Source organism: Streptomyces sp. NPDC003720, from assembly GCF_042875075.1.
Taxonomy (GTDB): Bacteria; Actinomycetota; Actinomycetes; order Streptomycetales; family Streptomycetaceae; genus Streptomyces.
On record NZ_JBIANZ010000007.1, the window covers coordinates 453,679 to 475,717 of the forward strand.

General features: G+C 72.3%; 18 protein-coding genes and 1 riboswitch. Of the genes, 16 read left to right on the plus strand and 2 right to left on the minus strand.

Annotated features, from left to right (window positions below; translation table 11 throughout):
- Positions 1-29: 29 nt before the first annotated feature.
- The 3 genes from mfd (at position 30) to ACFYU0_RS21940 (ending at position 5,300) form a co-directional block, all read left to right on the plus strand.
- Positions 30-3,572, plus strand: coding sequence for a transcription-repair coupling factor (gene mfd / locus ACFYU0_RS21930; protein WP_351664780.1), 3,543 nt, complete (start codon positions 30-32; stop codon positions 3,570-3,572).
- A 216-nt stretch (positions 3,573-3,788) separates the two neighbouring features.
- Positions 3,789-4,508, plus strand: a complete 720-nt coding sequence (locus ACFYU0_RS21935; protein ID WP_351664778.1) for an HNH endonuclease family protein — start codon at positions 3,789-3,791, stop codon at positions 4,506-4,508.
- 48 nt (positions 4,509-4,556) lie between these two features.
- Positions 4,557-5,300 carry an N-acetyltransferase gene (locus tag ACFYU0_RS21940; RefSeq protein WP_351664776.1) on the plus strand — a complete coding sequence of 248 codons (744 nt, stop codon included), beginning with the start codon at positions 4,557-4,559 and terminating at the stop codon, positions 5,298-5,300.
- A 24-nt stretch (positions 5,301-5,324) separates the two neighbouring features.
- On the opposite strand, the gene ACFYU0_RS21945 is transcribed toward ACFYU0_RS21940, so the two are convergent.
- Positions 5,325-6,077, minus strand: coding sequence for a hypothetical protein (locus tag ACFYU0_RS21945; protein ID WP_351664774.1), 753 nt, complete (start codon positions 6,075-6,077; stop codon positions 5,325-5,327).
- A 111-nt stretch (positions 6,078-6,188) separates the two neighbouring features.
- The gene (locus ACFYU0_RS21950; RefSeq protein WP_389303548.1) at positions 6,189-6,890 is read right to left on the minus strand and encodes a hypothetical protein; all 702 of its coding nucleotides are present in this window, start codon (positions 6,888-6,890) and stop codon (positions 6,189-6,191) included.
- 189 nt (positions 6,891-7,079) lie between these two features.
- Here ACFYU0_RS21950 and ACFYU0_RS21955 point away from each other — a divergent pair, with 189 nt between their 5' ends.
- The 13 genes from ACFYU0_RS21955 (at position 7,080) to ACFYU0_RS22015 (ending at position 21,929) form a co-directional block, all read left to right on the plus strand.
- Entirely contained in the window at positions 7,080-9,203 is a 2,124-nt protein-coding gene (locus ACFYU0_RS21955) for an N-6 DNA methylase (protein WP_351664770.1), read from the plus strand.
- A gap of 147 nt (positions 9,204-9,350) precedes the next feature.
- A complete protein-coding gene (locus ACFYU0_RS21960) occupies positions 9,351-9,968 on the plus strand; it encodes a hypothetical protein (protein WP_351664768.1) in 618 nt (205 codons plus the stop codon).
- 38 nt (positions 9,969-10,006) lie between these two features.
- Complete coding sequence (locus ACFYU0_RS21965; RefSeq protein WP_351665049.1) at positions 10,007-11,500, plus strand: protein kinase; 1,494 nt, start codon at positions 10,007-10,009, stop codon at positions 11,498-11,500.
- A 122-nt stretch (positions 11,501-11,622) separates the two neighbouring features.
- Positions 11,623-12,450, plus strand: a complete 828-nt coding sequence (locus ACFYU0_RS21970; RefSeq protein ID WP_389303552.1) for a glycoside hydrolase domain-containing protein — start codon at positions 11,623-11,625, stop codon at positions 12,448-12,450.
- Between the two features lie 198 nt (positions 12,451-12,648).
- Positions 12,649-13,296 carry a SurA N-terminal domain-containing protein gene (locus ACFYU0_RS21975; protein WP_351664764.1) on the plus strand — a complete coding sequence of 216 codons (648 nt, stop codon included), beginning with the start codon at positions 12,649-12,651 and terminating at the stop codon, positions 13,294-13,296.
- Positions 13,297-13,383: 87 nt separating this feature from the next.
- The gene (locus ACFYU0_RS21980; RefSeq protein WP_389303555.1) at positions 13,384-14,352 is read left to right on the plus strand and encodes a nucleoside triphosphate pyrophosphohydrolase; all 969 of its coding nucleotides are present in this window, start codon (positions 13,384-13,386) and stop codon (positions 14,350-14,352) included.
- A 208-nt stretch (positions 14,353-14,560) separates the two neighbouring features.
- The gene (locus ACFYU0_RS21985; protein WP_389303558.1) at positions 14,561-15,850 is read left to right on the plus strand and encodes a cytochrome P450; all 1,290 of its coding nucleotides are present in this window, start codon (positions 14,561-14,563) and stop codon (positions 15,848-15,850) included.
- A 148-nt stretch (positions 15,851-15,998) separates the two neighbouring features.
- Positions 15,999-17,012: a transglycosylase family protein gene (locus ACFYU0_RS21990; RefSeq protein WP_389303561.1), complete on the plus strand. Its 1,014-nt coding sequence runs from the start codon at positions 15,999-16,001 to the stop codon at positions 17,010-17,012.
- Between the two features lie 197 nt (positions 17,013-17,209).
- Positions 17,210-17,382, plus strand: a riboswitch (cyclic di-AMP (ydaO/yuaA leader).
- Positions 17,383-17,386: 4 nt separating this feature from the next.
- Positions 17,387-18,079, plus strand: coding sequence for a transglycosylase family protein (locus ACFYU0_RS21995; protein WP_351664756.1), 693 nt, complete (start codon positions 17,387-17,389; stop codon positions 18,077-18,079).
- Between the two features lie 350 nt (positions 18,080-18,429).
- Positions 18,430-19,737, plus strand: coding sequence for a phosphopyruvate hydratase (gene eno, locus ACFYU0_RS22000; protein WP_351664754.1), 1,308 nt, complete (start codon positions 18,430-18,432; stop codon positions 19,735-19,737).
- Positions 19,738-19,859: 122 nt separating this feature from the next.
- The gene (locus tag ACFYU0_RS22005) at positions 19,860-20,336 is read left to right on the plus strand and encodes a septum formation initiator family protein (protein ID WP_351664752.1); all 477 of its coding nucleotides are present in this window, start codon (positions 19,860-19,862) and stop codon (positions 20,334-20,336) included.
- 100 nt (positions 20,337-20,436) lie between these two features.
- Positions 20,437-20,976 carry a DUF501 domain-containing protein gene (locus tag ACFYU0_RS22010; protein WP_351664750.1) on the plus strand — a complete coding sequence of 180 codons (540 nt, stop codon included), beginning with the start codon at positions 20,437-20,439 and terminating at the stop codon, positions 20,974-20,976.
- Positions 20,973-21,929 carry a Ppx/GppA phosphatase family protein gene (locus ACFYU0_RS22015; RefSeq protein ID WP_351664748.1) on the plus strand — a complete coding sequence of 319 codons (957 nt, stop codon included), beginning with the start codon at positions 20,973-20,975 and terminating at the stop codon, positions 21,927-21,929. Before ACFYU0_RS22010 ends, ACFYU0_RS22015 begins: the two co-directional genes overlap by 4 nt.
- Positions 21,930-22,039: the final 110 nt, after the last annotated feature.

Genomic DNA, 22,039 nt, shown 5'->3' on the forward strand with positions numbered 1-22,039 from the left:
TTGCCCATACCCGGACGGAAAGCCTCTCCATGAGCCTGCACGGTCTGCTCGACGCCGTAGTCAAGGACCCCGCCCTCGCCGAAGCGATCGAGGCGGCGGCGGACGGCAACCGCATGCACGTCGACCTGGTCGGTCCCCCCGCGGCCCGCCCCTTCGCGGTCGCCGCCCTGGCCCGCGAGACCGGCCGGCCCGTGCTGGCGGTCACCGCCACCGGACGGGAGGCCGAGGACCTGGCCGCCGCCCTGCGCACCCTGCTGCCCCCGCAGACGGTCGCGGAGTACCCCTCCTGGGAGACGCTGCCCCACGAGCGGCTGAGCCCGCGCAGCGACACCGTCGGCCGCCGCCTGGCCGTGCTGCGCCGCCTCGCCCACCCCAGCTCCGACGACCCCGAGACGGGCCCCGTCTCCGTCGTCGTCGCCCCCGTGCGCTCCGTGCTCCAGCCGCAGGTCAAGGGTCTCGGCGACCTGGAGCCCGTGTCCCTGAGAACGGGCCGGAGCGCCGACCTGAACCAGGTCGTCGAAGCCCTCGCGGCCGCCGCCTACGCGCGCGTGGAGCTGGTGGAGAAGCGCGGCGAGTTCGCCGTGCGCGGCGGCATCCTGGACGTGTTCCCGCCCACCGAGGAGCACCCCCTGCGCGTCGAGTTCTGGGGCGACGACGTCGAGGAGATCCGCTACTTCAAGGTCGCCGACCAGCGCTCCCTTGAGGTCGCCGAGCACGGTCTGTGGGCCCCGCCCTGCCGTGAGCTGCTGCTCACCGACGACGTCCGCACGCGCGCGCGTGCGCTCGCCGAGGAGCACCCGGAGCTGGGCGAACTGCTGAACAAGATCGCCGAGGGCATCGCGGTCGAGGGCATGGAGTCCCTCGCCCCCGTCCTGGTCGACGACATGGAGCTGCTGCTCGACGTGCTCCCCGGCGGCGCCATGGCCGTGGTCTGCGACCCGGAGCGGGTACGCACCCGGGCCGCCGACCTCGTCGCCACCTCCCAGGAGTTCCTGCAGGCCTCCTGGGCCGCCACGGCGGGCGGCGGCGAGGCGCCCATCGACGTCGGCGCGGCGTCCCTGTGGTCCATCGCCGACGTCCGCGACCGGGCGCGCGAGCTGGACATGATGTGGTGGTCGGTGTCGCCGTTCGCGGCCGACGAGACGTTCGCCGACGCCGACGCGGACACCCTCAAGCTCGGCATGCACGCCACCGAGACCTACCGCGGCGACACCGCGCGGGCCCTCGCCGACACCAAGGGCTGGCTCGCCGACGGCTGGCGCACCGTCTTCGTCACCGAGGGCCACGGCCCCGCCGCCCGCACGGTCGAGGTGCTCGGCGGCGAGGGCATCGCCGCCCGCCTGGACGCCGACCTCGGCGAGCTCAGCCCCTCCGTGGTGCACGTCTCCTGCGGCTGCATCGACTACGGCTTCGTGGACCCGGCGCTGAAGCTGGCCGTCCTCACCGAGACCGACCTCACCGGCCAGAAGGCCTCCGGCCGCGACGGCGCCCGGATGCCGGCCCGCCGCCGCAAGTCGGTCGACCCGCTCACCCTGGAGGCGGGCGACTACATCGTCCACGAGCAGCACGGCGTCGGCCGCTACATCGAGATGGTGCAGCGCACCGTCCAGGGCGCCACCCGCGAGTACCTGGTCGTGGAGTACGCCCCCGCCAAGCGCGGCCAGCCCGGCGACCGCCTCTACATCCCCACCGACCAGCTCGAGCAGATCACCAAGTACGTCGGCGGCGAGGCGCCCACCCTGCACCGCCTCGGCGGCGCCGACTGGACCAAGACCAAGGCGCGCGCCAAGAAGGCCGTCAAGGAGATCGCCGCCGACCTGATCAAACTCTACAGCGCCCGCATGGCCGCCCCCGGACACGCCTTCGGCGCCGACTCCCCGTGGCAGCGCGAGCTGGAGGACGCCTTCCCCTACGCGGAGACCCCCGACCAGCTCACCACCATCGCCGAGGTCAAGGAGGACATGGAGAAGTCGGTCCCGATGGACCGCCTGATCTGCGGCGACGTCGGCTACGGCAAGACCGAGATCGCGGTGCGCGCCGCCTTCAAGGCCGTACAGGACGGTAAGCAGGTCGCCGTGCTCGTCCCCACCACCCTGCTGGTGCAGCAGCACTTCGGCACGTTCTCCGAGCGGTACGCGCAGTTCCCGGTGAGCGTGAAGGCACTCTCCCGCTTCCAGACCGACACCGAGGCCAAGGCCGTCCTTGAGGGCCTGAAGGAAGGCTCGGTGGACGTCGTCATCGGCACCCACCGGCTGTTCTCCTCCGAGACCAAGTTCAAGGACCTCGGCCTGGTCATCGTGGACGAGGAGCAGCGCTTCGGCGTCGAGCACAAGGAGCAGCTGAAGAAGCTCCGCGCCAACGTCGACGTCCTGACCATGTCCGCCACCCCGATCCCGCGCACCCTGGAGATGGCGGTCACCGGCATCCGGGAGATGTCCACCATCACCACCCCGCCCGAGGAGCGACACCCCGTCCTCACCTTCGTCGGGCCGTACGAGGAGAAGCAGATCGGCGCCGCCGTACGCCGCGAACTGCTGCGCGAGGGCCAGGTCTTCTACATCCACAACCGGGTCGAGTCCATCGACCGGGCGGCGGCGCGGCTGCGCGAGATCGTCCCCGAGGCGCGGATCGCCACGGCGCACGGCCAGATGTCGGAGTCCGCGCTGGAACAGGTCGTCGTCGACTTCTGGGAGAAGAAGTTCGACGTGCTGGTGTCGACCACGATCGTCGAGTCCGGCATCGACATCTCCAACGCCAACACCCTCATCGTGGAGCGCGGCGACAACTTCGGCCTGTCCCAGCTCCACCAGCTCCGCGGCCGCGTCGGCCGGGGCCGGGAGCGGGGCTACGCCTACTTCCTGTACCCGCCGGAGAAGCCGCTGACCGAGACCGCGCACGAGCGCCTGGCCACCATCGCCCAGCACACCGAGATGGGCGCGGGCATGTACGTCGCCATGAAGGACCTGGAGATCCGCGGCGCCGGAAACCTCCTCGGCGGCGAGCAGTCCGGGCACATCGCGGGCGTCGGCTTCGACCTGTACGTCCGCATGGTCGGCGAGGCCGTCGCCGACTACCGGCGGCAGCTGGAGACCGGCGAGATCGAGGAGGAGCCGCCGCTCGAGGTCAAGATCGAGCTGCCCGTCGACGCGCACGTCCCGCACGACTACGCCCCCGGCGAGCGGCTGCGCCTGCAGGCGTACCGCGCCATCGCCTCCGCCAACTCGGAGGAGGACGTCAAGGCCGTCCGCGAGGAACTCACCGACCGCTACGGCAAGCTGCCCGAGCCGGTGGAGAACCTGCTGCTGGTGGCCGGGCTGCGGATGCTCGCGCGCGCCTGCGGCGTCGGCGAGATCGTGCTGCAGGGCAACAACATCCGCTTCGCGCCGGTGGAGCTGCGCGAGTCGCAGGAGCTGCGGCTCAAGCGGCTGTACCCGGGCACGGTCATCAAGCCGGCCGCGCACCAGGTCCTCGTCCCGCGGCCGAAGACCGCGAAGGTCGGCGGCAAGCCGCTCGTCGGACGCGAACTGCTGGGCTGGGTCGGCGAGTTCCTGGCCTCGGTCCTGGGGTCGTAGAAGAGCCTGGCGCGGGGCGGGAGGGCGAGACCTCCCGCCCCGCTGCCGTGCCGCGACGGCCGGTGACGGAGCACCGAATTTCGCGGCCATCGTCCCGGTAGCGGCCCGAGTGCCCCTTTGAGCCCCATCTGCTGTGCGCCGTACGCCCGTTACGGTGGACGCGGACACGATCCGCCCGCACGTCAGGGCGGACAGGGCGAGCGAAGGGGACGCACCGTGACGCGTCTGAGGGGCGGGGCGGTCGCCGCGGCGGTCGTCATGGCGGTCTCCGTGGCCGGCTGCAAGACCGACGAGATCGGCGGGTCCTCGGGTCCCGAGGAGAAGGCGCACGGGGGAGCGGCCCTGTCCGCGGCCGACTCGCTGACCGTCAAGGGGCGCGCCCCCAAGACCGGCTACTCCCGCGAGCGTTTCGGCTCCGCCTGGGCGGACACCGACTCCAACTCCTGCGACACGCGCGACGACATCCTCAAGCGCGACCTGGAGCAGGTGAAGTACACCGGTGGGGACTGCAAGGTCTCCTACGGCCTGCTGAAGCCCGACCCTTACTCCGGCAAGGTCATCACCTACCGGCGCGGCCGCAGCCAGGTCGACATCGACCACCTCGTCGCCCTCTCGGACGCCTGGCAGAAGGGCGCCAAGTACTGGGCGCCCGGAAAGCGCATAGCCCTGGCCAACGACCCGCTCAACCTGCTGGCCGTCGACGCGAGCACCAACCGCGGCAAGGGCGACGGCGACACGGCCACCTGGCTGCCGCCGAACAAGGGCTACCGCTGCGTCTACGTCGCCGCCCAGGTGGCGGTGAAGAAGAAGTACGGCCTGTGGGTCACCGCCGCCGAGAAGGCCGCGATGAAGAAGGTGCTGGCCGGCTGCCCGGACCAGAAGCTCCCCACGGGCGGCAACCCCACGAACGCCCCGGAACGCTTCAAGGCCCGGTGAGCGGCAATTCGGTTTCCCGGGCGATCCGCACCGCCTACGGTGACCGGCATGGACGTGAAGGTGAGCAGCGTCGCCGAGCGGCCCGACCGGCTGCCGGCGGTGTTCGAGATGGCCGACACCTGGCCCGAGTTCGTGACCAACGACCCCGTGGGCAACGCCCACTACGGCCGCATCCCCGTCGAACTGCCCGAGTACGCGCTGTTCGCCGAGGACGAGCGCGGTGAGGTCGTCGCCCACGCCTTCAGCGTCCCCTTCTCCCTCGCCGCCGAGGGCCGGGGCACCCTGCCCGCCCGGGGCTGGGACCAGATCCTGCTGTGGGCCTTCGCCGACCTGCGCCGCGGCACCCGCCCCGACACGGTCAGCGCGATCTCCGTCGTCATCGCCCCGCACGCCCAGGGGCACGGCCTGTCCGCCGTCATGCTCTCGGCCATGCGGGACAACGCCCGCGCCCGCGGCTTCGGCGAGGTCGTCGCACCCGTCCGCCCCAGCGCCAAGCACCGCGAACCGCGCACCCCGATCGCCGAGTACGCCCACCGGGTCCGCCCCGACGGGCTGCCGCAGGACCCGTGGCTGCGCGTGCACGCCCGCGCCGGCGCCACCATCGACTCCGTGGCGACGGCCTCCATGACCGTCGGCGCCTCCCTCGAGGAGTGGCGCCGCTGGACCGGGCTGCCCTTCGACACCCGGGGGGACGTCGAGGTGCCCGGCGCGCTGGTCCCGGTCCACTGCGAACCGGAGCGCGGGTACGCCGTCTACGTCGAACCCAACGTGTGGATGCGGCACCCGCTGTGACCCCGCGCCGGGCCTCGCCCCGGCTCAGCCGCCCAGGGCGTCCAGGTCGATTACCTTCCCGGCGGGCTTCTGCGCCGGCACCGGCTTGTCGTAGTCGGCGAAGGCCAGGTGCACCGGCTCCTTGGCGCCGGCCGCGCTGTCGACGCGGAGCAGGTACGGCTTGCCCTCGGTCGCCACGTACAGCGTGTAGCGGTCCTTGCCGTCCTTCTCGTGCAGCACGATCGCCGGGGTGCCGTCGACGGTGGTGGTCTTGCCGCGGGTGGCGTCGGAGCTGACGTCGCCCGCGCCGGCCAGCACCGAGTTCAGGTCGCAGAAGCCCGCGATGTCCTTGGCGTCCTGGCCCTTCACCGCCATCTTGGTCCACTTCCCGGCCAGCATGTCCACGGCCGCGTCGGTGTCGGCCTTGGACTCGCCCTTGCTCTGGGCGCGCAGGAACGCCTCGTCGTACTTCATGTAGACGGTGCTCCCGGTCTTGATCAGGTCGGCCTTGCCCTGGCCGCCCATGCTCATCGTGCCGGCGCACTCGCCCTTCTTGTCCAGGGCCATGTCGAGCCCGATGGTGCCGGTGCTCTCGTCGTCGGCGACCTCGCCCTTCATCCGCAGCGACGCGGCCCCGGTGGTGGCCTTCAGCGCGCGGTCGGCGATCTGGCCGCCGCTCAGCCCGGCGAACGGGCCCTTCGGCTTGCTGTCCGCCTTGTCCTGCCCCGGCAGGCAGCCGGTGATTCCCGCGGTGGCCGCGGTGATGAGGCAGACGGCGGCAAGTGCGGTTCGGCGCATGACAGTTCCTTGCTACGAGAAGTGGGGTGAGATGTGGTGGGGAGTGGAGCGGTGCGTGGCGCGGCGATGGCGCCGTGCGGTGGTGGCGCGGTGCGGTGGTGAACGGGGCCGTCAGGCCGTCTTCTTCCAGTTCCCGCAGCCGGTCGTCTTGAAGTAGGCGTCGCCGGCGCCGATGGTGACGACGGCCGTGCCCTTCACGTTGTTGTTGGCGATGATCGAGTCGAGCCCGTGCGCGGCGTCCTTGGTGCGCTCCCAGTAGCAGGAGTCGTCGCTGTTGCCGGCCGACTTGTAGGTGCCCGGCGCGATATCGGCGCCGACCCTGAACATGCCGCCGTCGCCGTCCATGGAGGAGGCGGGCGAGCCCTTCGGCTTCGCGGCGACGGCCTCCCAGTCCGCGCAGCCGTTCGACTTGAACAGCTTGTCGCCGGCCTTGACGGTGACGTAACTCGTGCCCGAGACGTTGTCGTTGGCCAGGATGGAGTCCATCTCGCCCGAGGCGTCCTTGGCCCGCTCCCAGTAGCACATGCCGTCCGTGTTGCCCGTCGTGCGGTAGGTGCCGGGCTTGATGTCGGAGCCGACCTGGAACTCGCCGTCCCCCGCGAAGGCGGCCTTCTTCGCCGCCGCCCTGCCGCCCGAGTCCTTGCCGCCGCCCGTGTCCTGCTTCGAGCCCGGCCGGTGAACGGCGGACGCCGAGGTGTCCTTGCCGCTGCCGCTGCCGCTGCCGCTGCCCTTGCCGTCGTCGGCGTTGGCGGACACGGCGGCGATGACGGCGACCCCGACGACGGCGCCCAGCGCGATCTTGCCCAGACCCATGACGGATCCCCTCCCCGATGCGGCGGCCGCCCCCTCCGGCTGGCCGCTCGTTCGCTGGGTCAATAAGACCAGAGTCTGTGAACCGAGTCAACACGATTCACAGTTAGGGGTGCGTACACGTTCGTGAATGCACGGGTCTTGTGTACGCCGGTATGCTCGGCGCACAACGGGACGAGGGGAGCGGGACCGGTGCAGGACAACGCGACAGAGGTGACCGCCGCCGGTATCGCGCGGCTCGCCGGAGTGGGCCGTGCCGCCGTCAGCAACTGGCGCCGCCGGCACGCCGACTTCCCCAAGCCGGTCGGCGGCACCGAGACCAGCCCGTCCTTCGCGCTCGCCGAGGTGGAGGCATGGCTGCGTGAGCAGGGAAAACTCGCCGAGGTCCCGCTGCGCGAACGCGTCTGGCAGCAGCTCGCCGGCCATCCCGACGGCCCGGTCACCGCGCTGGTGCACGCGGGCTGCGTACTGCTGCTCATCCATGAGCGGCCCACCGTCTGGCTGGACGTGAGTGCCGGTTCCGACGAGCGTCTGGCCGCGATGCTGCCGGGCGCGCTGGAGCAGGTCCTGGGTGTGAACACAACGCTCCCCGTGAACACCGGCGGCTCCGCTCACACCGCGTCCGCCGCAGACACTCCGTCCGCCGCACACCCCGGGTCCGCCGCTCACAACACGGCCGCCGCTCACACCCCCGCGCTGCGCACCCCGTCCGGCCCCCAGCTCCTCCCTTCCGCCCCGCTCCTTCGCGGCGCCGCCGAACTTGCCGCCGAGGCCGGAGCGCGGCAGACCTTCGAGTTCCTGCTGGGCCGCCATCTGGACGCCAACCCGCGCCAGTACACGCTCACCCCGGCCGAACTCGCCCGGCTGATGGCCGACCTCGCCGGCCCCGCCCGCACCGTCCTCGACCCGGCCTGCGGCACCGGCGCCCTGCTGCGCGCCGTGGAGACCCGCCCCGGCCAGGAGCTGTACGCCCAGGACGGCGCCCCCGACCTCGCCGCGCTCACCGCTCTGCGCCTGAGGCTGCAGTCCCGCGCCGGCGTGCACGCCGCCGTCGGCGACACCCTGCGCGCCGACGCCCACCCGGAGCTGCGCGCCGACGCCGTGCTGTGCCACCCGCCGTTCAACGAGCGCAACTGGGGCCACGACGAACTCGCCTACGACGCCCGCTGGGAGTACGGCTTCCCGGCGCGCACCGAGTCCGAGCTGGCCTGGGTGCAGCACGCGCTGGCCCGCCTCGCCGACGGCGGCACCGCCGTACTGCTCATGCCGCCGGCCGCCGCCTCACGCCGCTCCGGGCGCCGGATCCGCGCCGACCTGCTGCGCCGGGGCGCGCTGCGCGCCGTCGTCGCGCTGCCGGTCGGGGCGGCGCCGCCCTACAACATCCCGCTCCACGTGTGGGTGCTGCGCCGGCCCGACCGGACGCCCGCGGCGCCCGAGGTGCTGCTCGCCGACACCGGCCGGTTCGCTGGTGCGGCGCGTGGCGGCCCCGACTGGCAGGCGGTGCGGGAGGCCGTGCTCGACGCTTGGCGCGCCTTCGAACGCGCCGGCCGGCTGACGGAGCTCCCGGGACTGGCCCGGTCCGTCCCGGTCATCGAACTCCTCGACGACGACGTCGACCTGGCCCCCGCCCGCCATCTGCCGCCCGCGGCGGCCGCCGACGGCGCGGAGCAGCTCACGGCGGTGCGCGAGCGCCTCGGTGAGACGCTGCGGCTGACCGCCGACCTCACCCCGCCCCCCGTGGACCCGGCGCCCCCCGCGCGCTGGCCGCTCACCACCGTCGGCGAACTCGCGCGCGGCGGCACGCTGGTCCTGCGCACCGGCGGGAACGGCGGCCGCGCGCGCGTGCCCGTCCTCACCGACCACGACGTGCTCGCCGGCACGGCGCCCTCCGGGACGCTGCCGGAGAGCGACGAGGAGGCCGTGCTCACGGAACCGGGCGACGTCGTCGTGCCGGTGCTCGGCGGCGGCTCGGTGGCGCGCGTGATCGACGAGGCGACGCGCGGCGCCGCCCTGGGCCGCAACCTGGTGCTGCTGCGGCCCGATCCGGCCGCGCTGGACCCGTGGTTCCTCGCCGGCTTCCTGCGCGGCACCGCCAACCACCGCCAGGCCAGCAGCTATGCCTCCACGGCCACCCGTCTGGACGTGCGCCGGCTCCAGCTGCCCCGGCTCCCGTTCGACGAACAGCGGCGCTACGGCGCGCGGTTCCGCGCCCTGGACGAGTTCGAGCGGGCCGTGCGGCACGCGAGCCGGCTCGGCGACCAGCTGGTGCGCGGGATGTACGACGGGCTCACGGACGGCACCGTCGCGCCGGATTGACGGTGCTGCCGGACAACGGTTCGGTACAACCCGGACCGCTTGTCCGTGCCGGGCCATATGCTCGAAGCGACCATCGCACGAGTGGTGTCAGCCCGGCGGAGCACACCGGGCGGACAGGCACGCCCATTTCAGGCATCAGGAGCAGCCATGCAAGGCCACGGCTACGCACAGCCGGTGAAGCAGCCGCCGCACAACGCGTGGCTGGTCCTCGTGCGGGTGCTGCTGGTGGCGTTCGGCGTCCTCAGCGCCGGTTTCCTGGCCTGGGCGATGCTGCTGCGGCTGGCCGCCGTCACCCGCAGGTCGCTGGACTGGGGCCTGTTCGTGGCCGGGCTGGCGGCCGACATCCTCGCCATCGTCCTGGTGGGCAGCGAACCCGGCGACGAGGTCCACACCCCCGGCGGCTACGTGGGCATGACGCTGCTGCTCGGCGGCCTGGTGGTCATCACCGTGTACTACCTGGTCGCGGAGATCCGCCACTACCAGCGGCTGCGTCAGACGTACGCGAGCGGAACGGTGTCGGGCTACGGCTACCCGGGGCCTGCGACGCCCTTCCCCGCGACGACCATGCGGCAGACCCCCGTACCCGCGACGCCCCCGGCGCACCACACGCCCGTGCCGCAGCCCCCGCCGGTCGCCCCGCCGCCGCAGCGCCCGGCGCCCGCCCGGATCGACCAGGTGCGCGCCGAGCTGGACGAGCTGAGCGACTACCTGCGCAAGCACGACGGCGACGGCATACGGGACGCCGGCCACGAGGGCGGACGGTGAGCGTGGCGGCGGGACGTGTCGTCGCCGGCCGCTACGAACTGTCCACGCTCATCGGCCAGGGCGGCATGGGCCAGGTGTGGACGGCGTACGACCAGCGGCTGGACCGGCGGGTCGCGGTGAAACTGCTGCGCCCGGACAAGGTGGCCGGACAGGAGGCGGACGAACTGCGCCGCCGTTTCGTGCGCGAGTGCCGGGTGACCGCGCAGGTCGACCACCCGGGTCTGGTCACGGTGCACGACGCGGGCAGCGAGGGCGAGGAGCTTTTCCTCGTCATGCAGTACGTCGACGGCGCCGACCTCTCCGACCATCTCGCCGAGCACGACCCGTACCCGTGGCAGTGGGCGGTGGCGGTGGCCGCGCAGCTCTGCGCCGTGCTGAGCGCGGTGCACGCGGTGCCGATCGTGCACCGCGACCTCAAGCCGCGCAACGTCATGGTGAAGCAGGACGGCACCATCACCGTCCTCGACCTGGGTGTGGCCTCCGTGATGGACACCGACACCACCCGCCTCACCCACACCGGCTCCCCGATCGGCTCGCCCGCCTACATGGCGCCCGAACAGGCCATGGGCGGCGCGGTCGGCCCGTACACCGACCTGTACGCGCTCGGCGTGCTGATGCACGAACTGCTCAGCGGCGACGTGCCGTTCGCCGGCTCCACCGCGCTCGGCGTGCTGCACCGGCACCTGTACGAGCCGCCGGTGCCGGTGCGCCGCATCCGCCCCGAGGTCCCCGAGGCGCTGGAGTCGCTCGTCCTGCGCCTGCTCGCCAAGGACCCGCAGCACCGGCCGGACTCGGCGCAGGAGGTGTACGAGCACCTGGCGCTGCTGCTGCCCGCGCGCGGCATGCCCACCGGGGCGCCGCTGGATCCGACGCGCCCCTTCCTGCGGCCGCACGCTCCCTGGCCGGACCGCGCGCGCACGCCCGCGCCGCAGCCCGCTCCCGTCGCGCCCGCGCCGCCCGTCGCCGGGAAGCCCGACGTCGCCGCCGCCGTGGACGAGGTCAAGCGCCTGCTCGGGGAGGGCCGCATCACCCAGGCCGTGGACATCCTCGGCGCGATCCTGCCCGCCGCGGCCGAACAGCACGGCGAGCGCTCCCCGGTGGTGCGCACCCTGCGCAAGCAGTACGCGGCCACCCTCCTGGACGACGGCCAGTACCGGCGCGCGCTGCCCGAACTGCGCCGCCTCGCCGACGAGCGCGCCGCCGAGGCCGGCCAGGCCGACCCGCAGTCCCTGCGCTTCCGCTACGAGGCGGCCCAGTGCCTCGAACAGCTCGGGGAGCCGGCGGCGGCACTCGCCGAGTACCGCGCGCTGCTGCCGTACTACGAGAACCAGTACGTCTCCGGCGATCCGCAGCTCGCCCACGACGTGCGCCGCCGCATCGGCCACCTGCTGCTCGCCCTCGGCGACCGGCCGGCCGCCCACGACACGCTGGCGCGGCTGCTGGTGGACGTCGAGCGCTTCCGCGGCCCCGGCGACCCGCTGGCCGTGGAGATCCGCCGGACCCTGCAATGGCTGGGGCAGGTGCGCGGCTAGTCTTTGCCGTCGCCCGGGAGATTCTTGTCCCTTACAAGAGGTTGGGTTTCCCGAACGTGTGACCGGCCGGGATAGGTTGCGGTTCGTTTTCGCCACGCACGTTCGAGCAGGGGTGGGGTTCCATGGCAGGTCATCGGCAGTCCAAGAGGCGCAGGTACATCACGTGGGCCGTGGCGGGCGCGGCCGTCGTCGCGGGCGGGGGCATCGCCGCGCAGACCTCGATGGCCGCCACCTCCTGGCCCGCGCAGAAGACCTTCACCGGCCGCGCCTTCGACACCTGCACCGCGCCCCCCAAGGCGACGATGAAGGCCTGGCACACCGGCTTCTACGGCGCGGCCGCCGTCTACGTGGGCGGCAGGAACCGCGGCTGCGCCCAGCCCAACCTGACGGCCTCCTGGGTGACGTACGTCAGCGGCCTCGGCTGGAAGCTCGTCCCGATCTACGTCGGCGCCCAGCCGCCCTGCCAGACCGGCTCCAACCCGGAGAAGCTCTCCGCGTCCACCGCCGCCTCCCTCGGCACGAGCGACGCCAAGGACGCCGTGGCCAAGGCCGCCGCGCTCGGCATGAAGGCCGGCAGCGCGATCTACCTGGACATGGAGCCGTACGACGTCACCAACAAGTCGTGCAACGACGCCGTGCTCACCTACGTCCGCGCCTTCGACAAGGAACTGCGCGTCAAGACGTACCGCGCCGGCTACTACGGCTTCACCAGCTCCAGCGCCAAGGCCGTGGCCACCGCGAGCGACAGGACCGACCTGCCGGGCAACCTCTGGTACGCGCTGTGGGACAAGAAGAACACCACGACGTCGGACTGGCCGTGGGGTTCGACCCGGTTCACCGACCACAGCCGCGCCCACCAGTACATGGTCAACAGCAAGGAGTCGCACGGCGGGGTCACCCTCACCGTCGACCGTGACGCGTGGGACGCGCCGGTGGCCATCACGGGCTGACCCGTCCTCCGGCGGGAGGAGGCGCGGCGGTGCCCGAAGCGCGTGCGAATCGTTGGTCGAATGGGTTGGCCACAGGCCCCCCACTGCCTAACATCGATCACCGCAAGACTTTGTGCGCCCGCCCGTCGCCCGACCACCACCCCTGGCGGAGGCGCTGGCGCGCCGCAGTGTCATTGCAATCTCCCCCTGGAGGTCTCCTTGCACCGCCGCCGTCGCACCGCGCTCCTCCTCTCCGCCGCGATCGCCGCCGCGGCACCCGCACTCACCGCCTGCGGAGGCGAGGCGCACCCGGGCGCCGCCGCGGTGGTGGGAGGGGAGCGGATCACCGTCGCCCAGCTCGAGGGCCGGGTCAACGAGGTACGCCGGGCGCAGCGGGCCGTGGTGCAGGACGACACCCAGTACCAGCAGGTCCTCGCCTCCACCGGCAGCCTGACCCGCGACACCCTGCACAACATGGTCCTGGACCAGGTGCTGCACCGTGCCGCGCGGGACGAGGGCATCTCCGTCACCCGCAAGGAGGTCCTGCGGATGCGGGCCGGCCTGGAGCAGCAGGCGGGCGGCGCCAAGGGCCTGCAGACGGCCTGGCTGCAGAAGTACGGCATCGCGCCCGGCCGCCTGGACGACAACCTCCGGCTCCAGCTCGAGGCGCAGAAGCTCGCCCAGAAGCTCGGCACGGACACCACGCAGCCCGCCTTCTGGAAGGCCCTGTCCCGGGCCTCCCAGGAACTCCACGTCGACCTCAACCCGCGCTACGGCGCCTGGGACGTGCAGAAGAGCGGCCGCGTGGACGCCAAGACGCCCTGGGTGCGGGAGGTCACGGCGACCGGGGCGCAGCAGCCGGCATAGCGGGCGGTCGGTCATACGATCACACGTCGCCTCCGGCCCTGTGGACAACCGATCCCGTCCCTCGTCGCCGTGGGTTACGTTCGGATGGTGAACGCAACCAGCCCCGAAGCCGCCCCCGGCCGCATCGTCCTGCTCACCACCAGCCACCGCGTCGCGCCCGGCCTGCTGTCCTGGCCCGCCTGGCAGGCGCTGCGCGCCGCCGACGCCGTGCTGTGCGCGGACGGCGCCCACCCGCAGCTCCCCTATCTGCGGGAGGCCGGGACAGCCGTGACGGAGGCGTCGCCCACCGCGCAGGAGCTGGTCGACGCCTGCGCGGGCGGGCGGACGGTGGTGGTCGTGGCCACGGGCGAGGGCGAGCCCGCCCTCACCGACAGCCTCGCCCGCCTCGCCGGTTCCGGACGGGTCCGGATGCCCGAGCTGGAGCTGCTGCCGGCCTCCTACGACCTGCCCGGCGCCCGCCTCCTCGACCTCGTCCAGGTCATGGACCGCATCCGTGCCGAATGCCCCTGGTCGTCCCGGCAGACCCACCTGGGTCTGGCGAAGTACGGCATCGAGGAGGCGTACGAACTGGTCGAGGCGATCGAGGCCGGCGACCGGGAGGAGCTGCGCGAGGAACTGGGCGACGTCCTGCTCCAGGTCGTCTTCCACTCCCGCATCGCCGAGGAGGACCCGGAGGCGCCGTTCTCCGTCGACGACGTGGCCGGCGGCATCGTCGCCAAGCTGATCCACCGCCACCCGCACGTCTTCGGCGACGAGACGGCCGAGACCCCGGAGGACGTCAAGGAGCACTGGCTGCGCACCAAGGCCGAGGAGAAGCGGCGCACCTCGGTCACCGAGGGCGTCCCGCTCGGCCAGCCCGGCCTCGCCCTCGCCGCCAAGCTCGCCTCCCGCACCCGCACGGCGGGCCTGGAGGTGCCGCTGCCCGAGGGCGAGGGCATCGGCTACGAACTGCTGGCCCTCGCGGTCCGCGCGGAGGCCGACGGCGTCGACCCGGAGGCGGCCCTGCGGGCGGCGGCGCGGGTGTACCGGGACGCGATACGGGCGGCCGAGGGCTGACAGCCGCCGCGAGCGTCCCGGTGACGGCGTCTCAGTCCGGCCTCGCCGGCCCGAGGCGCGCGCGGACGACCGCGGCGGCCGCGGCGGAAACGGGCCGCGGCGGTTCACGCCGGCCGGGTCAGTCACGGCGGCCGGGGCGGTCATGCCGGCCGGGGCGGTTCACGCCGGCCGGGGCGGGGCCGGCGTCCGCGACCGATACCGTCGAGGAGTGACCGACCAGCCCGCCCCGCCCAGCACCGCCCCGGAACTGTTCACCTGGGAGTTCGCCGCCGACCCCTACCCCGCCTACGCCTGGCTGCGCGAGCACCAGCCGGTGCGCCGGACGCGGCTGCCCAGCGGGGTCGAGGCCTGGCTGGTCACCCGGTACGGCGACGCCCGGCAGGCCCTCGCCGACCAGCGGCTGAGCAAGAACCCCGCGCACCACGACGAGCCCGCGCACGCCAAGGGCAAGACCGGTATCCCGGGCGAGCGCAAGGCCGAGCTGATGACGCACCTGCTGAACATCGACCCGCCGGACCACACCAGGCTGCGCAGACTGGTCAGCAAGGCGTTCACGCCCCGCAGGGTCGCCGAGTTCGCGCCCCGGGTGCAGGAGCTGACCGACGACCTCATCGACCGGTTCGCGAGGACGGGCTCCGCCGACCTCATCCACGACTTCGCCTTCCCGCTGCCCATCTACGCCATCTGTGACCTGCTCGGGGTCCCGCGCGAGGACCAGGACGACTTCCGCGACTGGGCCGGGATGATGATCCGGCACGGCGGGGGACCGCGGGGCGGGGTCGCCCGGTCCGTGAAGAAGATGCGCGGCTACCTCGCCGAGCTCATCCACCGCAAGCGTGCGGCGCTGCCGGCCGAGCCCACCCCGGGCGAGGACCTGATCTCCGGTCTCATCCGCGCCTCCGACCACGGCGAGCACCTCACCGAGAACGAGGCCGCCGCGATGGCCTTCATCCTCCTGTTCGCGGGCTTCGAGACGACCGTCAACCTCATCGGCAACGGCACCTACGCGCTGCTCACCCACCCTGAGCAGCGCCACCGGCTGCAGGACTCCCTCGCCCGCGGCGAACAGGGCCTGCTGGAGACCGGTGTCGAGGAACTGCTCCGCTACGACGGCCCGGTCGAGCTGGCCACCTGGCGGTTCGCCACCCGGCCGCTCACCCTCGGCGGGCAGGACATCGCGGCCGGCGACCCGGTGCTCGTCGTCCTCGCGGCGGCCGACCGTGACCCGGAGCGGTTCGCCGACCCCGACGTCCTCGACCTCGCCCGCGCGGACAACCAGCACCTCGGCTACGGCCACGGCATCCACTACTGCCTCGGCGCCCCGCTCGCCCGGCTGGAGGGCCGGACCGCGCTCGCCACGCTCCTCACCCGCCTCCCCGACCTGCGGCTGGCGGCCGATCCGGCCGAACTGCGCTGGCGCGGCGGGCTCATCATGCGCGGGCTGCGCACCCTGCCCGTGGAGTTCACCCCGGCCGCGGAACAGGCCGTACAACCGTAAACATGACGGGCGTTCAACTCTGTGATCTTCACGTGATCTGTGCGGCATGAACTTGTGACAAGTGATCGTATGCCTATACGTTCACCCATCAGCGCGGCCCCAGCACCATCGGCCGCGCCGGTCCCGCTGTCGCACGAAAGGCTTCCGCATGCTCTCCGGGAACGGTCGTCACCGTCGCCCCCGTCAGGCTCCGGCACTTCTCGTCGCGGCCGGAGTGACCGGCTCCGCCATCGCCATCCCGCTCCTCGGCGCCGCGAGCGCCAACGCGGCCGACGGCACCACCTGGGACAAGGTCGCCGAGTGCGAGAGCGGCGGCTCCTGGAGCGCCGACACGGGCAACGGGTACTACGGCGGGCTGCAGATCTCCCAGGACGACTGGGCCGCGTACGGCGGCACGAAGTACGCCGCCACCGCCGACCTGGCCAGCCGTTCGCAGCAGATCGCCGTCGCCGAGAAGATCCTCGCCGACAAGGGCACCACGCCTTGGACGACCTGCGCCCTGCTCTCCGGTCTGACCTCGGACTCCGGCTCCCTGGACGTCGACACGGGCGTCGGGGGCCCGGGCAAGTCCGACTCGGGGCACGACCAGTCCGGCGACGCCTCCGGCTCCACGGACCCGTCGTCCGGTTCCACGGACGATTCCGACTCGTCCGGTCTGCCCGATTCCTCACCGTCGTCCGACTCCTCCTCGGACTCGGCCGGCAAGCCGTCCTCGGACACGGGCAAGGGCGCCGACTCCAAGGCTACGGACAAGGGTGCGGAAGCTCCCAAGTCCGACAAGTCCGCCTCGCCTCGCGCCGAGGAGTCGGAGGGGAGCGAGTCCGCGACTCCGGATCCTGTCGTGGAGGACTCGGACAATTCATGGCAGACCGGCGGTTCTTGGAGCCTCGTCGACACCGGAGCGCTCGGCAGTGGCGGACGTCACCGCGGCGACAGTGCGGACGAAAGCGTGACAAACGGTCAGAACGCCACCGTGTCCGGCAAGCACGCCTCCCGCGGGGCGGACGCCTACACGGTCCACGAAGGCGACACCCTCGCCTCCATCGCCGACTCCCTTGACGTGGACGGCGGATGGCATGAGCTGTACGCCCTGAACAAGAAGGCCATCGGCGCCGACCCGAACCACATCTCCGCCGGTCAGACCCTCGAAGTCGGTAGCTAAACGGGCCAAAAGCAGCGGTAGTTGACGCCCGGATTGATCACCGATGTCCCTTTCGGTGAAAGTGTGGGATGAGTCTCAGAAGCCCTGATCGTCTTTGAAATTCCCTCGATCGCGTGTCTACGGTCGTGACCGCTCGTCACCACGAGCCCCGGCTGCCGCAACGCCGAATCCTGCCAGTGGCCGCCCGGGAACAGTCGTCGCGTAATGCGCCGTAGGCAGGAGCGGGGGACCCAAGGTAAGTGCCGGAACCAGCGCACGCGCTGGAACCGGCTAGGGGTGGAGCCGCGGCCCGTGAAAGCGGGCCCGCGGCCGGGCAACTCATTCGGCCCGAACCCGACAGCTCACCTCGCAGGCGTCGGTGAGGGGATCCATCCATGCTGTTCTCCAGCAAGGGCAAGCACCGTCGTCCGTCCAAGGCCACCCGTGCCATCGCGCTCGCCGGTGTCACCGGCGCCGCCGTCGCCGCCCCGCTCATGGCGGCCGGCAACGCCTCCGCCGCCACCACCTCCGAGTGGGACGCGGTCGCCCAGTGCGAGTCCGGCGGCAACTGGTCCATCAACACCGGCAACGGCTACTACGGCGGTCTGCAGTTCTCCGCCTCCACCTGGGCCGCCTACGGCGGTACGCAGTACGCCGGCCAGGCCAACCAGGCCTCCAAGGCCCAGCAGATAGCCGTCGCCGAGAAGGTCCTCGCCGCCCAGGGCAAGGGCGCCTGGCCGGTGTGCGGCAAGGGCCTGTCGAGCACCCCCAACAACGGCTCCGCCCCGAGCACCTCCTCCGGGAACACCTCCTCGGGCAGCACCGCCACCCGCTCCACCGACCAGCAGGCCGCCTCCCGCTCCAGCGAGCGTCCGGCCGCGAGCGCGAAGAAGACCGTCACCACCCCGACCGGCAAGAAGGTCAAGAAGGGCGACGGCGAGTACAAGGTGGTCAAGGGCGACACCCTCGGCACCATCGCCGAGAAGCAGAAGGTCGACGGCGGCTGGCAGAAGCTCTACAAGCTGAACAAGGACATCGTCGAGAACGCCGACCTCATCTACCCGGGCCAGCAGCTTCACCTGAAGTGACACCTGGCTCCGACCGGAACCACAGTGCCCTCACCAGGCCGTCCCCCAAGCCGAAGGCCTCGTGAGGGCCATTCCCCCCGTCCCCCACGGGCTCCCCGCCCCGGTGCGTGTTCCCCCGTACGCACCGGGGCGGGGCTGTGTTTTTCCCGGCTCTTCGCCGGCTCTTCCCCGCCTCGTCGGCGGGACCTTGGCCGAACCCCTTTGTTCCGGGCGGGAACAATGGGTACCGTCTCCCTGTCCACGGGACGGTCGGTCGGTGGCCGACGCCCCTTGGACGGTTAGGCTCTAGTCGCAAGGCAGAGCCGCAAGGCACCCCGCCCCGCACTTCCAGCGTCACATCCAAGAAGGAGATGCTCGTGCCGTCCATCGACGTCGTCGTAGCCCGGGAAATCCTGGACTCCCGAGGCAACCCCACGGTCGAGGTCGAGGTCGGCCTCGACGACGGCAGCACGGGTCGTGCCGCCGTTCCGTCCGGTGCCTCCACCGGTGCCTTCGAGGCCATCGAGCTCCGTGACGGCGACCCCAACCGCTACCAGGGCAAGGGCGTCGAGAAGGCCGTCCTCGCCGTCATCGAGCAGATCGGCCCGGAGCTGGTCGGCTACGACGCCACCGAGCAGCGCCTGATCGACCAGGCCATGTTCGACCTCGACGCCACCGACAACAAGGGCTCGCTCGGCGCCAACGCAATCCTGGGCGTCTCCCTCGCCGTCGCGCACGCCGCCTCCGAGGCCAGCGACCTGCCGCTGTTCCGCTACCTGGGCGGCCCGAACGCGCACCTGCTGCCGGTGCCGATGATGAACATCCTGAACGGCGGCTCGCACGCCGACTCCAACGTGGACATCCAGGAGTTCATGATCGCGCCGATCGGCGCGGAGTCCTTCTCCGAGGCCCTGCGCTGGGGCACCGAGGTCTACCACACCCTGAAGAAGGTCCTGAAGAGCAAGGGCCTGTCCACCGGCCTCGGCGACGAGGGCGGCTTCGCCCCGAACCTCGGCTCCAACCGCGAGGCCCTCGACCTCATCCTCGAGGCCGTCAAGGAAGCCGGCTACGCGCCCGGCGAGCAGATCGCCCTCGCGCTCGACGTCGCCGCCTCCGAGTTCTACAAGGACGGCAAGTACCTCTTCGAGGGCAAGGAGCGCTCCGCCGCCGAGATGACGGAGTACTACGAGGAGCTCGTCGCGGCCTACCCGCTCGTCTCCATCGAGGACCCGCTGTTCGAGGACGACTGGGCCGGCTGGAAGATCATCACCGACAAGCTCGGCGACAAGGTCCAGCTCGTCGGCGACGACCTGTTCGTCACCAACCCCGAGCGCCTCGCCCGCGGCATCGACGAGGGCGCCGCCAACGCCCTTCTGGTCAAGGTGAACCAGATCGGCTCGCTCACCGAGACCCTGGACGCCGTCGAGCTGGCCCAGCGCAACGGCTTCAAGTGCATGATGTCCCACCGCTCCGGCGAGACCGAGGACGTCACCATCGCCGACCTGGCCGTCGCCACCAACTGCGGCCAGATCAAGACCGGCGCCCCGGCCCGCTCCGAGCGCGTCGCCAAGTACAACCAGCTGCTGCGCATCGAGGAGATCCTCGACGACGCCGCGGTGTACGCCGGCCGCAGCGCCTTCCCGCGCTTCCGCGGCCACACCGGGGTCTCCAAGGGCTGACCCCGGCCGGGCCGATCCGAACGGGACGGCCCGGGTATCAGCCAGTCGTACGTACGTCCCCGTACCCGGTCCCGTACCGTGTGCGGGGACGTACGCACGTGGAAGGGGAGGCGGAGAGCCAGATGGCCGTCAAGGACCGGGACCGTTTCTCCACCGCCACCAGGCTGCGCGCCCTCGGCGAGCAGACAGCGGCCAGGGTCTACCGCTCCCAGACCAAACGGCAGGCCCGCCGCTCCCGGCTCACCGGCCGCGCGGCCCTGCTGGCGCTGGTGCTGTGCTCGCTGATCGTCGCCCTCGCCTACCCGATGCGGCAGTACGTCTCCCAGCGCGCCGAGATCTCCGACCTCCAGCGGGAGCGGGGGGAGGCCCGGCAGCGCGTCGAACAGCTGCGTGACCTCAAGGCGCGCTGGCAGGACGACGCCTACGCCGAGCAGCAGATCCGGCGCCGGCTGCACTACGTGATGCCGGGGGAGACCGGCTACGTGGTCGTCGACCCGGGCGCGGCGAAGCAGTCCCGCGCCGACCTCGGGGCCGCCCACCGGCCCTGGTACGCGAACGTCTGGGACGGGGTCGACAAGGCCGACGCCTCCGACCAGTGACCGGACCCCGGCCAGTGACCGGACCCAGGCCGGGAGCCGGCCGCCACCAGTAACCGGCCCGCGGGCCGGCCACCGACAGAAAGCCACCCTGAAAGCAGTCATGGAAACGCCTCCGCCGCCCACTCCGCGCACCGAGCCCACCGACGCGGACGTCGAGGCCTTCAAGCAGCAGCTGGGCCGCCCGCCGCGCGGTCTGCGGGCCATCGCGCACCGCTGCCCCTGCGGACAGCCGGACGTCGTGGAGACGGCGCCCCGGCTGCCCGACGGCACGCCCTTCCCGACGACGTACTACCTGACGTGCCCGCGCGCCAACTCGGCGATCGGCACGCTGGAGGCGGACGGCGTCATGAAGGAGATGACCGAGCGGCTCGGGACCGACCCGGAGCTGGCCGCCGCGTACCGCGCCGCCCACGAGGACTACATCCGGCGCCGCGACGAGATCGAGGTGCTGGCGGGCTTCCCGAGCGCCGGCGGCATGCCGGACCGGGTGAAGTGCCTGCACGTGCTGGTGGCCCACTCGCTGGCCGCCGGACCGGGCGTGAACCCGCTCGGCGACGAGGCGATCGCGATGCTCCCCGAGTGGTGGAGCAAGGGACCGTGCGTGACGCCGTGCGAGCCGGCCGGGGAGGACGGGAAGTGACCCGCGTGGCCGCCGTCGACTGCGGCACGAACTCCATCCGCCTGCTGGTCGCCGACGCCGATCCGGCGACCGGTGAGCTCGTCGAGCTGGACCGGCGGATGACCATCGTGCGGCTCGGCCAGGGCGTCGACCGCACCGGCCGGCTCGCCCCCGAGGCGCTGGAGCGGACCTTCGCGGCCTGCCGCGAGTACGCCGAGGTCATCAAGGAGCACGGCGCGGAGCGGATCCGCTTCGTGGCCACCTCCGCCTCCCGGGACGCCGAGAACCGGGACGACTTCGTGCGCGGCGTCGTGGACATCCTCGGTGTCGAACCCGAGGTCATCACAGGCGACCAGGAGGCCGAGTTCTCCTTCACCGGCGCGACCAACGAGCTCCGGGGCCGCGACGACCTGCCCCGCCCCTATCTCGTCGTGGACATCGGCGGCGGCTCCACCGAGTTCGTCGTCGGCGACGACCACGTACGGGCCGCGCGGTCCGTGGACGTCGGCTGCGTGCGGATGACCGAACGGCACCTGGTGCACGAGGGCGAGGTCGTCGATCCGCCGACCGAGGAGCGGATCGCCGCCATACGGGCGGACGTCGAGGCCGCCCTCGACCTCGCCGAGCGGACGGTCCCGCTGCGCGAGGCGCGCACCCTGGTCGGCCTCGCCGGCTCGGTCACCACCGTGTCGGCCATCGCCCAGGAGCTGCCCGAGTACGACTCCGCGCGCATCCACCACTCCCGCGTCAGCCGGGAGCGCGTCCGCGAGATCACCCGGGAGCTGCTGCACTCCACGCACGCCGAGCGCGCGCGGATCCCCTCCATGCACCCGGGCCGGGTCGACGTGATCGGCGCGGGCGCCCTCGTGCTGCTCGCGATCATGGAGCGGACCGGCGCCGAGGAGGTGGTCGTCAGCGAGCACGACATCCTCGACGGCATCGCCTTCAGCGCGGCCCGGAGCGCGGCGCCGTAACGGGAGACCGTCGGCGTCCTGCGCCAACACCCCGTCTCCGGGGGCGCTTTCCGGTCGGATGCTACTGATGAGTAGCCTCTGTTGAGCAGCTCGGATAACGTGTGAGCGAG